Origin of the sequence: Gilliamella sp. B3367, assembly GCF_026536825.1 — a bacterium.
GTDB lineage: Bacteria > Pseudomonadota > Gammaproteobacteria > Enterobacterales > Orbaceae > Gilliamella > Gilliamella apicola_E.
The window spans coordinates 186,335-199,021 of record NZ_JAFNNJ010000001.1; the positions used below are offsets into that span (position 1 = coordinate 186,335).

The window sequence follows — 12,687 nt, forward strand, 5'->3', positions numbered from 1 at the left end:
TTTGAGAGCAAAAAATGACTTTACTTAATAAATAATTAACCAGGGGTTTAATAGTGAATACTAAGGAATTAGCTGAATTAAGAGCAATCATTCCAGAAATGAAACGTGTCAAACATATCCATTTTGTGGGTATTGGCGGTGCCGGAATGGGAGGGATTGCTGAAGTTCTTGCTAATGAAGGCTATCAAATTAGCGGTTCTGATATTGCTGAAAATGCAGTAACACAACATTTAGAAACATTAGGCGCAAAGATTGTTATCGGACATGCTGCTGAAAATGTTCTTAGTACAAGTGTTGTTGTTATCTCATCAGCGATTTCTCAAGATAATATAGAAGTCGTTGCAGCTAGAGAAGCTCGTATTCCTGTAATTCAACGAGCTGAAATGTTAGCCGAATTAATGCGTTTTCGATATGGTATAGCTATTGCAGGAACCCATGGTAAAACGACTACCACAGCAATGGTAACTGCTATTTATGCAGAAGCTAAACTCGATCCAACTTTTGTAAATGGTGGTTTGGTTAAAGCAGCAGGAACCCATGCTAGATTAGGTAGTAGTCGATATTTTATTGCAGAAGCCGATGAAAGTGATGCTTCATTTTTACACTTACAGCCTATGGTATCTATAGTAACTAATATTGAACCTGATCATATGGATACTTATCAAGGAAGTGTTGAGAATCTTAAACAAACCTTTATTTCCTTTTTACGTAATCTTCCTTTTTATGGATTAGCTGTTATGTGTTATGACGATCCTATTAATCGTGAATTGTTACCGATTGTTGGTCGTAAAATTATCACTTATGGTTTTAGTGAAGAAGCCGATGTTGTTATTAAAAATTATCGTCAGGAAAGAGGCGTTAGTTACTACACAGTATGTCGCCCAGATCATAACGATTTAGAAATTGAATTAAATGCACCTGGCAAACATAATGCCTTAAACTCAGCAGCAGCAATTATCGCTGCGACTGAAGATGGTATTGATGATAATTCAATTATACAAGCTTTAGCAAAATTTGCTGGAACTAGCCGTCGATTCGATCTATTAGGTATTTTTCCTGATGGAAATGGAAAAGATATTATGATGGTTGATGATTACGGACATCATCCAAGCGAAGTTAATGCCACAATTCAGGCAGCTCGAAATGGTTGGCCTGACCGTAGATTGGTGATGTTATTTCAACCACATAGATTTACGCGTACTCGTGATTTATTTGATGATTTTGCGCAGGTTCTTTCTCAAGTTGATGCGTTAGTTATGTTAGATGTATATTCTGCTGGTGAACAGCCTATTGCAGGCGCAGATAGTCGATCACTTTGCCGTTCAATTCGTAATCGTGGAAAAGTTGATCCAATTTATGTTTCTGATTTAGATCTTCTACCTGAAATAATGAAAGAATTATTACAAGGTGGGGATTTGTTATTAACTCAAGGTGCTGGAAGCGTTGGCCGAGTTGCCCGTCAGTTAGCCAGTAGCCAACTATTTTCAAAAGAGGTTTTATAATAATGGTTGATAAAGTTGCTGTGTTGTATGGTGGGACCTCTGCTGAACGAGAAGTATCACTAAAATCAGGTAAAGCAGTATTTTCAGGGTTACAAGAAAATGGTATTGATGCTCATCTTATCGATACTAAAGATCACTGTATAACAAATTTGAAGCAAGAAGGGTTTACTAAAGCTTTTATTATTTTACATGGTCGAGGTGGCGAAGATGGTATTACCCAAGCTATTTTAACTTATCAAAACATTCCTTATACCGGAAGTGATGTTTTATCATCAGCTTTAACCATGGATAAGTTAAAAACAAAACTAGTTTGGAAATCACTTGGTTTACCTGTTGCTGATTACGTTATGGTTGAAAAATCGCAATTAATTGACATTGAAAATATTGTTAAAAATCTTGGATTACCATTATTTGTTAAACCAAGCCATGAAGGCTCAAGTGTTGGTATGACAAGAGTTGATAAGGCAGAAGAATTAAAAGCTGCTATTGATGTTGCATTCAAATATGATAATACCGTAATGGTTGAATCGTTTTTATCTGGCCCTGAGTTTACCGTTGCGATAGTTGGTGATGAGGTTTTACCAGCAATTTACATTAAGCCTGCTACCAATTTTTATGATTATGATGCAAAGTATTTGTCAGATAAAACCCAATATTTCTGTCCAAGCGGATTATCTGATGAAAAAGAACAAGAGATTCGTAAATTAGCTTTAGATGCTTATAAAGCCGTTGGTTGCCGAGGTTGGGGTAGAGTGGACATTATGTTTGATAATAATGAAAAACCATATTTACTTGAAGTAAACACTGCTCCAGGAATGACAGACCATAGTTTAGTACCAATGGCAGCAAAAGAATACGGATGGTCATTTAGTGAATTGGTTAAACGTATTTTACAATTAGCAACCATATAATTGGCTTTATTTTTATGAAAAAAGTCCGACAAGCAGCACACAAACGAGAACATCAAAATAGAAGAAGGTTGCTTGTTTTTCGTAATTCAGAACAAATGATAGGTTTTTTGTTCTTTATTATAATTATTTGTATTAGTGCCTGGGCTATCAATTGTGTTAAGAACTGGATGGAAGATCCAGATCAGATGGTTTTATCACAATTGACTTTAAGTGGAGAGTATACTTACACAACTGAAGATGATCTTCGACAAGCAATATTAGGTTTAGGATTGCCAAATACCTATATAGGACAGGATGTTGACGATATTCAACAAGAAATAATGCGATACCCTTGGGTTAAACAAGCTAGTATCCGTAAGCAATGGCCGGATAGGTTGATTGTTTATATTGAAGAATACAAACCTGCATTTTACTGGAATGATTTATATCTACTTGATAATGCTGGCAATGTATTTAGTGTGCCATTAGATCGTTTGGGTGAATTGCAATTACCTAGGATATATGGCCCTGAAGGTAAAGCAAAAACAATATTAGAAACGTATTTTAAGCTAGAAGAAATTTCTAGAAAGTTAGCTAATAACAAGTTTGCATCAGAAATTAAAGCAGCTATAGCTGATGAACGTAATGCTTGGCAATTGCTGATTAAACAATGTACAGCTGATTTATGTTCTGAAAGTCAGGATATAAAATTGATAGTTGGTAGTGAAAAAATAGAACAACGCTATCAACAATTTATTAAATTATTTCCTGAAATTCAGTCTAGAATGCCAGCTGATGAAAAAATAACGGCTGCTGATTTGCGTTATGAAAACGGCATCGCAGTACAACGAGAAAAAATATCGCAATAAGGAATAAATAAAGGCTTAAGTATGAAAGCAACAGAGAAAAAATTGGTTGTTGGACTTGAAGTTGGCACATCCAAAGTACTTGCCCTTGTCGGTGAAGTGCTTCCTGATGGTGTGGTCAATATTATTGGTGTTGGACATTGTCCATCGAAAGGCGTTGATAAAGGTGGTGTAAATGACCTTGAATCAGTTGTTAAATCAATCCAACGAGCAGTTGACCAAGCTGAATTAATGGCTGATTGCCAAATATCTTCTGTTTATTTAAGCCTATCGGGTAAACACATTCGTTGTCAAAATGAAATAGGTATGGTGCCAATTGCTGATGAAGAGGTTACGGCAGAAGATGTCGAAAACGTAGTTCATACAGCTAAATCCGTTCGAATATTAGATGAACATCGTATTTTGCACGTTATTGCTCAAGAGTATTCAATTGATTTACAAGAAGGCATTAAAAATCCTATCGGATTATCTGGTGTAAGAATGAAAGCGAAAGTTCATTTGGTCACCTGTCATAATGATATGGCAAGAAATATTGTTAAGGCTGTTGAACGTTGTGGTTTAAAAGTTGATCAACTTATTTTCTCTGGGTTGGCTTCTAGTTATGCAGTCTTGACTGATGATGAAAAAGAATTAGGTGTATGTGTTATTGATATCGGTGGCGGAACAATGGATGTTACTGTTTATACAGGTGGTGCATTACGTCATTCGGTAGTTATTCCTTATGCTGGCAATGTTGTTACTAGTGATATCGCTTATGCATTTGGTGCACCACCAATGGATGCTGAAAATATCAAAATTCGTTATGGTTGTGCTGTCGGTTCATTAGTTGGTAAAGATGAAGTTATTGATGTGCCGAGTGTTGGAGGACGACCATCACGCTCATTACAAAGACAAACATTAGCAGATGTAATAGAACCACGCTATTCAGAACTTTTATCTTTAGTCCAAAAAGAATTACTAGTGTTACAAGATGAACTTAAGAAACAAAATGTGAAATATCAGTTGGCAGCAGGGATTGTTTTAACTGGTGGAGCAGCTCAAATTAAAGGCATGGTTGAATGTGCTGAAAAAGTTTTTCAAAATCAAGTTCGTATTGGACAACCTTTGAATATTTCAGGATTAACTGATTATGTGCAAAAGCCTTATTGTTCTACAACCGTAGGCTTATTGCACTATGGAAAACAAAGTTTATTAAATGATGATACTAAAGATAGCAATAAATCATCATTGAAAGGGATAGCTAAAAGATTGACCGGTTGGTTTAAAAAAGAATTTTAGCTAATATATTTAATAACTTCGTAGACATTGTAGCTGGTTATCTGTACAATGTTGTTAGATCGTAAATTTGGAGATAAGTTATGTTTGAGCCTATGGTTGCGGATGATGAGCCAGCAGCAGTCATTAAAGTTATTGGTGTAGGTGGCGGCGGCGGTAATGCTGTTGAGCATATGATTGCTGAACATATTGAAGGCGTTGAGTTTTTTGCAGCAAATACTGATGCACAAGCATTGAAAAGAATTAAAGTTGGTCAAACTATCCAAATCGGTAATAATGTGACCAAAGGACTTGGTGCTGGAGCTAATCCAGAAGTGGGAAGGAATTCAGCAGAAGAAGATCGTGATGTTATTCGTAGTGCGATTGAGGGTGCCGACATGGTATTCATCGCAGCCGGAATGGGTGGCGGAACAGGAACAGGTGCAGCTCCAGTTGTTGCAGAAATTGCTAAAGAACTCGGTATTTTAACTGTAGCTGTTGTTACAAAGCCTTTTGGATTTGAAGGTAAAAAACGTATGGCTTTTGCTGAGCAAGGTATTGCTGAGTTAGCTAAACACGTTGACTCTCTTATCACAATTCCAAATGATAAATTATTAAAAGTATTAGGTCGAGGCGTTAAGCTATTAGACGCTTTTGCTGCTGCTAATGGTGTTTTAAAAGGTGCAGTACAAGGTATTGCTGAATTAATTACCAAACCAGGTCATATCAACGTTGACTTTGCCGACGTTAGAACGGTAATGTCCGAAATGGGTTACGCTATGATGGGTTCTGGTCGTGCGAGTGGTGATAACCGTGCCGAAGAAGCTGCTGAAATGGCTATTTCAAGCCCGTTACTTGAAGATATTGATTTATCGGGTGCGCGTGGCGTGTTAGTTAATGTTACAGCTGGTCTTGATCTTGGTTTAGAAGAATTTGAAACTGTTGGTAGTACTGTTAGAGCTTTTGCTTCTGACAATGCAACTGTGGTTGTTGGTACTACATTTGATCCAGACATGTCTGATGAAATTCGTGTGACAGTGGTTGCAACTGGTATTGGTATGGATAAACGTCCAGAAGTTAAAATTAATAAGCCAGTTACATCACATGGTTCATTGTTTGGCCAAACAAATCATTTGCCACAGCAACAAGAGGAACCAATGCCTAAAGTTGTTAATGAACCAGCGGTTTCTCCAATGGAAGAACATAAAATTTTAGATATTCCTGCTTTTATCCGTAAGCAGGCTAATTAGTATTGAACTTATTTGATTTCTTATTGTCTAATGGATAATGGAAGCGAATAAAAAGAGTAGGTGCGAAGTGAAACAAAGAACCTTAAAAAAGACAATTCAAGCAACTGGTGTCGGTTTACATACTGGCAAAAAAGTTACTTTGACTTTACGTCCTGCGCCAGAGAACACAGGTGTTATTTATCGCCGTACAGATTTAAATCCGTATGTTGATTTTCCTGTGGATGCAAAATCTGTGCGTGATACAATGCTTTGTACCTGTTTGGTTAATGAAGATAATGTTCGTATTTCAACTGTTGAACATATCAATTCTGCATTAGCTGGGCTCGGTATAGATAATATTATTATTGAAGTAAATGCGCCCGAAATTCCAATTATGGACGGAAGTGCAAGCCCATTCGTTTACTTATTATTAGATGCTGGAATTACTGAGCAAAATGCGCTGAAAAAATTCATACGAGTTAAAGAAACTGTTCGTGTCGAAAATGGTGATAAATGGGCAGAAGTAAGACCATATAGTGGTTTTCGATTAGATTTCACTATTGATTTTCGTCATCCAGCTATTGATAACAGTTCACAACGTTACCAATTGGATTTTTCTTCAGAGTCTTTTATTCGTCAAATCAGTCGTGCAAGAACGTTTGGATTTATGCGAGATATTGAAGCATTACAATCTAAAGGATTATGTTTAGGCGGTAGCTTAGATTGTGCAATTGTTGTTGACGATTATAAAGTTCTTAATGAAGATGGTCTTCGTTTTGAAGATGAATTTGTACGTCATAAAATGCTAGATACCATTGGTGACTTATACATGAGTGGCCACAATATGATTGGTGAAGTAGTGTGTTATAAATCAGGTCACGCTTTAAATAACCAACTATTGCAAGCGTTATTAGCTAAACAAGATGCTTGGGAATATGTCACCTTTGATGAAGAACAAAATGTTCCTGTTGCTTTAGGTACAAGACAGCTTGTTTTAGCATAAGTCATTAAAATCGTATTATAAATTTACTAACGCTTCCGATTTGGAGGCGTTTTTTATTTTAGAATCAATGAGATAATCATAATGAATAACAGCCATTTTTTTGCTCATTTATCGCGTTTAAAACTAATTAATCGTTGGCCTTTAATGCGTAACGTGAGAACTGAAAATGTATCAGAACATAGCCTTCAAGTTGCTTTTGTTGCACATGCTTTAGCGATAATTAAAAACAAACGATTTAATGGTAATGTTAACCCTGAACGCATAGCATTACTGGCTATGTATCATGATGCATCAGAAGTATTAACGGGTGATTTACCTACACCGACTAAATATTACAACCCACAGATCACATCTGAATACAAAAAGATTGAAAAAATAGCTCAAAATAAACTCATTAATATGTTGCCAAAAGAGTTACAAGATGACTTTAAAACACTAATTGATGACGATTATTATGATGAAGATGAAAAAAGCATTGTAAAACAAGCAGATGCTTTGTGTGCATATCTTAAAACAATTGAAGAGCTTAGTGCGGGTAATAATGAGTTTAGGTTAGCAGAACAACGATTGAAAAAAACATTATCAGATCGTAATACTCCAGAAATGGATTATTTTTTAGATGTATTTGTCCCAAGTTTCAGCTTATCATTAGATGAAATTACAATGGATGAATAGTTTTAGTAAACTTAGTAATCATTTACAGCACAATTAATAACAAACTAAATAAACTATTTTTGATAAATATAACGTTTTACTGGACGGCCAATTGGTAAATAGGTCAAATGGCTTTCTATTTCTCCTAACTCTTCTAAATAATCAAGATATTTCTTAACCGATATCCTAGATAAAGGAATCAATTCGATAATATCGCTCATAGAGAAATCTTGTTGATAGTTAACAATAACATCTCGAACAGATTGTAAAGTTTGTGAGTCGATTCCCTTTGGTAATCTGTTTGTAGTATTAAAGTTTTTAGTGAAAATTCGATCATCTAATTGATTCTGGTTTAGTATTTCGGAAGATGATAATAGGCGAATTCGTTCTTGATATGAAATCAAAGCCGTACGAAATCTCTCAAAAGTGAAGGGTTTAACAATATAATCAATGACTCCTAAACGTAATGCGGTTTGGATATCATTGGTATTACATGCGGCGGTTACCATAATAATATCTATTTTAGGGTAACTAATTCGAATATATTTTAACAGATCAAGACCATTTAGTTTTGGCATAAAAACGTCAAGCAACAATAGATCAATATGATTATCATGGATAAAATGTAGCGCTTGTTCTCCATTAGTAACAGTTGCCACTAAATTAAAACCAGGAAGCATTTGCAAATATTTTTTATTGAGCTCTGCTACCATCGGATCATCTTCAACAATTAAAACTTCTACCATATGATTATTTTTTCCTATAAATCTCTTCTAATGGTAATAATACCTTAAAGCAAGTCCCTTTTTTATTATCAGAATCACATAATTGTATTTGCCCATCTAACTCATCAATACTAGCTAACACTAAATAAAGCCCAAAACCACGATTATCGCCCTTTGTCGAATAGCCTTTTTGAAAAATATATTGAATATCATTTTCAGAAATACCTTCACCATTATCATTGATTTCAATCTGAAAATTAGAATTATCAATAACTAAACTCACCTTTATCTGCTTATCATCCAAAAATTGTACTGCATCAAGTCCATTATCAATTAAATTACCAAGTATTGTAACTAAACCATGTGTCACAGATGTATCTGTTATTGGTGCCAAAATACCATCAATATTAAACGTTAATGTCACATTTAGCTCACGTGCTCGGCTAAATTTACTATTTAAAAATCCTGCAATAATTGGATCTTTAATATATTGACTAACAAGTTTAGATTCCGCTTGTTGATTGCCAATAATTTCTTCAAGATAATCAATTAATTCAGATTTATTGTCATTAAAGGCTAACCCATAAATAACATGTAATTTATTATTAAACTCATGAGATTGTGAACGTAAAGCATCGGCATAACGATTAACTCCTGTTAAATTTTCTGCCAATCTACGTACTTCTGTCATATCTCTAAATGAAGCAATAGCTCCAACTAAAATATCATTAACAAATAATGGAGTTCGATTGGTTAGTATCACCACGCCATTAATATTTTGTTCACAATCATATTCAGCTTTTCCACTCATCATCACTTCGTGCAGTCGAGTATTTGGAATAAAGTCACCAATAGGTAAGCTTATAATATTTTCTTTATCTTTTTTTATGCGCAAAATTCTAATTGCTTCATCATTGATCTGTGTAATTAATCCATCTCGATTGATAACCACAATGCCTTCTTTTACCGTTCGGATAATAGCATTTCGCTCAGCAAATAGCTGTGCCATTTCAACTGGCTCAAGGCCGTATAAAATTTTCTTTATATTGCGAGATAACAAATAGGCCAAAAGAATAGCTATCGATAATGAAGCAAACAAGGATAGCCAAATCGGCTGACTTGTTCTTGATGCTAAATGATTAATTTTTTGCAAGGTCTGACCAACTAAAACTACACCAATTTGTTGATCTTTATCATTCATAATTGGCTTAAAAGCCCGAACAGAATCTCCCAATGTGCCTTTCGCAATTGAAGTATAGGACTCACCATTTAATGCGCGTTGTTCATCTCCACCGACTATAGTTTGACCTATTTTATTTTCATCGGGATGCGAATATCGAACGCCTTGCATATTAAATATCACAATAAAATCAGTTTGTGTTAATACTCTGGATTGTTCTGTTGTTTTTTGAATGGAAGCAATATTTTTTGGTGTTGGATTTTGTATTTCGTCAATGATACTTTGTGATGTAGAGATAATATTTGCGATATTCTCAACTCGTTGGCGAGAGTTGATAAGATATTCGTTATTCACTACATGAACAATATAAATATTTTGTGCAATAACTGAAAGTATAAACACTAAGCAAATCAGGCTTATTAACTTAACGTTGAGTGGTAATTTATTAAATAAATATCTCATTCTCATTTACTGTATAAAAAGCGATCACTTACTATCATAACTTATTAGGCAGGAAAACCTACTAATAAATTTCGTATTAGTAGGTTTATAGCTAATTTAATCGACTATCAAAGATTATTTGCTGCATTTTTTACACTTTCAGCAACCACCTTGGCTACATTAGGTTCAAATGCATTTGGCAATATACAATCAATTGATAGTTTGTCAGGTGTAATGATATTGGCTAATCCTTTTGCTGCTGCAAGCTGCATGGCTAATGTAATATTTTTTGCTCTAGCATCTAAAGCGCCTCTAAATATGCCAGGGAATGCTAAAACATTATTAATTTGATTCGGATAATCACTACGCCCAGTACCGACAATATAAGCACCAGCTGCTTTAGCTTCGTCTGGGAATATTTCTGGTGTTGGATTTGCCATAGCAAAAATAATTGATTTTTCTGCCATCGTTTTAACCCAATCTGCTTTTAATACTCCTGGGGCTGAAACACCAATAAACACATCAGCACCTTTAACCGCATCTTGTAATGTACCTTTTTGTTTGTTCTTATTGGTTCTCTTCGCCATGGCTAAATGGTGAGGTGGTAAGGAAAGATCATCTTCGGATAAAATACCAATCTTATCGACAATTTTAAGATCGGTTACTCCAGCGGCTAATAACATATCGGCAATTGCTAAACCAGCTGCTCCGCCACCGTTAATCACCACCTTGGCCGATTCGATCGACTTACCTGCAACTTTAAGTGCATTATAAAGCGCTGCTAATACAACGATTGCTGTACCATGTTGATCATCATGGAATACAGGAATATCTAATAATTCTTGTAATCGTTTTTCAATTTCAAAACACCTTGGTGCACTAATATCTTCTAGATTGATACCGCCAAATGAGGGCGCTAATGCTGCTATATGTTTAACTAACTCATCTGGATCTTGAGTATTAATTGATAAAGGTATTGCATCAACATCTGCAAATTGTTTAAATAAAATTGCCTTGCCTTCCATTACTGGAATTGCTGCTTCTGGCCCAATATTTCCTAACCCTAAAACAGCTGAACCATCAGTGATAACCGCAACTAAATTACGTTTACTAGTATATTCATAAACTGAATCGGGATTTTTAGCAATTTCGGTACAAACTGCCGCAACCCCTGGTGTATAAGCAACACTAAGATCTGCCATTGAATTAACAGGGACTTTCGAGTGAGTTTCAAATTTACCGTGCATTTGTTTACTGATTGCTAACGCTTTTTCTTGTACTGTTGTCATAATGCTTACCTTTTTAAATACTTAAAACTATATTTAATATTTTTTGAGATCAAACCAATATTTATCTCAAACTGCTTTTAAAACTTCTAATTAATTTTTTAATGTTTATAAAACTACATATGTAAATAACGCATTAGTGCCGTGGTGCATATCACCATTAAAGCTCCCCCTAATCGTGTTGCAACTTGTGCAAAAGGCATCAAGTTCATTCTATTGGCTGTTGAAAGTATTGCTACATCACCAGTTCCACCCATTCCACTTTGGCAAGATGAAATAATAGATGCCTCAACTGGATACATTTTTAAGAAGAAGCTACAAACAAATCCTGTCATTGAAACAGTGAAGACGATAGAGATAATGGTAATAAAGTATGGGATAGTTAATACTTTAACTACGCTATTTAAATCTATATAAAGTAGCCCAAGTCCTGCCATTAATGGAAAGGTAAAGTTGCCTGAGATAAATTTGTACCATTGTTGGCTTCCTCGTTCGACACTCGCTGGTAATAAACGAAAATATTTAACTACAGCGGTAGCAATAATCATTAAAACAGGACCAGGGAAATGAGTTACTTTTTCTAAAATCATACCGAAGATAAATAACGTAGCTAAAATCATAACTGCGCCACTCATTGCACGAGCATCAAGTGGTGTCTTATCATCTTTTAACGCTTCAGCTAAGCCATCAAATTCAATTTTTACTAATTGACCGTGCCCACTTAAGTGAGGTTTAACTTCACCAATTCGGCTCATAATCGCCGTAAAAGTGATTGCAAAAAAGTTACCTACAACAGTTGCAGGAATTAATGCGCTAACAAAAACATTATAATCTTGATTAAGGATATTGCTGTAGGCATTGGACAGTTGCAAAACACCTTCACCAATTCCTCCTGCCATTACTGGTGAAACTGTATAAAAGAAGGCGTGCTCCCAATCATCACCAAAAGCTACGGCGACACAGACGCCAACAAACGCAGCTAAACACATACCTAATAGCATCGGAATCATCATTCGAATAAAGCCTTGAACTAAAATAACTCGATGCATACCAAGAATACTACCGCACACTAAACTGGCGATATAAAAGAGTAAAAAGTTAGAGTCTTTCATTAACATCTTTGTTGCTGATAAAGTATTCTCATCAAAAACGTTGTAGTAAACCAATAATGAAGGAACGATAAGTGACAAAATGGCAGGCGCCCCAAATTTTTTGAAAAATGGAATATTCTGCCCGACAGTGCCTAAAAACCAACCTAAAGGTAATATCACAGCAAAACCACCAATAAGGCTTTTAGGTAGCATATCTAATTGTGCAGCAATAATAACGATAATCGAACAAACTAAAAATATGGGGAGGGGAAGTGAACCTATATACATTTTGTTTTCTTTTATATCTTGTAACATACTCATAACTAAACCTCTTTATTTTTTTATAGCACATATGCAGTATAGTTATGCAGAAAGAAATCAGAAGAATAAGAAAGTTAACTAACTAGTTTTGTAACTAATGTAAGTATCTTAATAATTTTATGATTGATTTATATAGGTTTTTATGACAAAGTCACCTTTAAAATGGAAGAATTAGTAATGACTAATTTATTAGAAAGACTTTTATAAGTTATCTAATTAAAGAATGGATTGATGTCAAATTTTGA

11 protein-coding genes are annotated in these 12,687 nt (G+C 35.0%); 7 read left to right on the plus strand and 4 right to left on the minus strand.

What is annotated here, in order from left to right:
* Window positions 1–53: 53 nt before the first annotated feature.
* The 7 genes from murC (at window position 54) to yfbR (ending at window position 7,419) form a co-directional block, all read left to right on the plus strand.
* A complete protein-coding gene (gene murC, locus J3U23_RS00825; protein ID WP_416380082.1) occupies window positions 54–1,502 on the plus strand; it encodes a UDP-N-acetylmuramate--L-alanine ligase in 1,449 nt (482 codons plus the stop codon).
* Between the two features lie 2 nt (window positions 1,503–1,504).
* Window positions 1,505–2,413 carry a D-alanine--D-alanine ligase gene (locus J3U23_RS00830; protein WP_065734816.1) on the plus strand — a complete coding sequence of 303 codons (909 nt, stop codon included), beginning with the start codon at window positions 1,505–1,507 and terminating at the stop codon, window positions 2,411–2,413.
* Window positions 2,414–2,427: 14 nt separating this feature from the next.
* Entirely contained in the window at window positions 2,428–3,261 is an 834-nt protein-coding gene (locus J3U23_RS00835) for an FtsQ-type POTRA domain-containing protein (protein WP_081299464.1), read from the plus strand.
* Window positions 3,262–3,282: 21 nt separating this feature from the next.
* Window positions 3,283–4,536 carry a cell division protein FtsA gene (gene ftsA / locus J3U23_RS00840; protein WP_065562320.1) on the plus strand — a complete coding sequence of 418 codons (1,254 nt, stop codon included), beginning with the start codon at window positions 3,283–3,285 and terminating at the stop codon, window positions 4,534–4,536.
* A gap of 92 nt (window positions 4,537–4,628) precedes the next feature.
* On the plus strand, window positions 4,629–5,762 hold the full coding sequence (gene ftsZ, locus J3U23_RS00845) for a cell division protein FtsZ (protein WP_370632624.1): 1,134 nt from the start codon (window positions 4,629–4,631) through the stop codon (window positions 5,760–5,762).
* Between the two features lie 37 nt (window positions 5,763–5,799).
* Window positions 5,800–6,744, plus strand: a complete 945-nt coding sequence (lpxC, locus tag J3U23_RS00850; RefSeq protein WP_065734818.1) for a UDP-3-O-acyl-N-acetylglucosamine deacetylase — start codon at window positions 5,800–5,802, stop codon at window positions 6,742–6,744.
* 81 nt (window positions 6,745–6,825) lie between these two features.
* On the plus strand, window positions 6,826–7,419 hold the full coding sequence (gene yfbR / locus J3U23_RS00855) for a 5'-deoxynucleotidase (RefSeq protein ID WP_065562317.1): 594 nt from the start codon (window positions 6,826–6,828) through the stop codon (window positions 7,417–7,419).
* Window positions 7,420–7,472: 53 nt separating this feature from the next.
* On the opposite strand, the gene J3U23_RS00860 is transcribed toward yfbR, so the two are convergent.
* From J3U23_RS00860 to J3U23_RS00875, 4 genes are all read right to left on the minus strand, one after another.
* On the minus strand, window positions 7,473–8,144 hold the full coding sequence (locus J3U23_RS00860; protein WP_065562316.1) for a response regulator: 672 nt from the start codon (window positions 8,142–8,144) through the stop codon (window positions 7,473–7,475).
* Between the two features lie 4 nt (window positions 8,145–8,148).
* Complete coding sequence (dcuS, locus tag J3U23_RS00865) at window positions 8,149–9,765, minus strand: DcuS/MalK family sensor histidine kinase (RefSeq protein WP_267338210.1); 1,617 nt, start codon at window positions 9,763–9,765, stop codon at window positions 8,149–8,151.
* Window positions 9,766–9,872: 107 nt separating this feature from the next.
* The gene (locus tag J3U23_RS00870; protein WP_065562314.1) at window positions 9,873–11,033 is read right to left on the minus strand and encodes an NAD(P)-dependent malic enzyme; all 1,161 of its coding nucleotides are present in this window, start codon (window positions 11,031–11,033) and stop codon (window positions 9,873–9,875) included.
* 113 nt (window positions 11,034–11,146) lie between these two features.
* Entirely contained in the window at window positions 11,147–12,442 is a 1,296-nt protein-coding gene (locus J3U23_RS00875; RefSeq protein WP_065562313.1) for a 2-hydroxycarboxylate transporter family protein, read from the minus strand.
* Window positions 12,443–12,687: the final 245 nt, after the last annotated feature.

Coding starts and splice junctions, on each gene's coding strand:
- J3U23_RS00860 (WP_065562316.1), bottom strand. CDS start 8,144: ATGGTAGAAGTTTTAATTGTTGAAGATGATCCGATGGTAGCAGAGCTC.
- J3U23_RS00835 (WP_081299464.1), top strand. CDS start 2,428: ATGAAAAAAGTCCGACAAGCAGCACACAAACGAGAACATCAAAATAGA.
- yfbR (WP_065562317.1), top strand. CDS start 6,826: ATGAATAACAGCCATTTTTTTGCTCATTTATCGCGTTTAAAACTAATT.
- lpxC (WP_065734818.1), top strand. CDS start 5,800: ATGGAAGCGAATAAAAAGAGTAGGTGCGAAGTGAAACAAAGAACCTTA.
- J3U23_RS00830 (WP_065734816.1), top strand. CDS start 1,505: ATGGTTGATAAAGTTGCTGTGTTGTATGGTGGGACCTCTGCTGAACGA.
- J3U23_RS00875 (WP_065562313.1), bottom strand. CDS start 12,442: ATGAGTATGTTACAAGATATAAAAGAAAACAAAATGTATATAGGTTCA.
- dcuS (WP_267338210.1), bottom strand. CDS start 9,765: ATGAGATATTTATTTAATAAATTACCACTCAACGTTAAGTTAATAAGC.
- ftsA (WP_065562320.1), top strand. CDS start 3,283: ATGAAAGCAACAGAGAAAAAATTGGTTGTTGGACTTGAAGTTGGCACA.
- J3U23_RS00870 (WP_065562314.1), bottom strand. CDS start 11,033: ATGACAACAGTACAAGAAAAAGCGTTAGCAATCAGTAAACAAATGCAC.
- ftsZ (WP_370632624.1), top strand. CDS start 4,629: ATGGTTGCGGATGATGAGCCAGCAGCAGTCATTAAAGTTATTGGTGTA.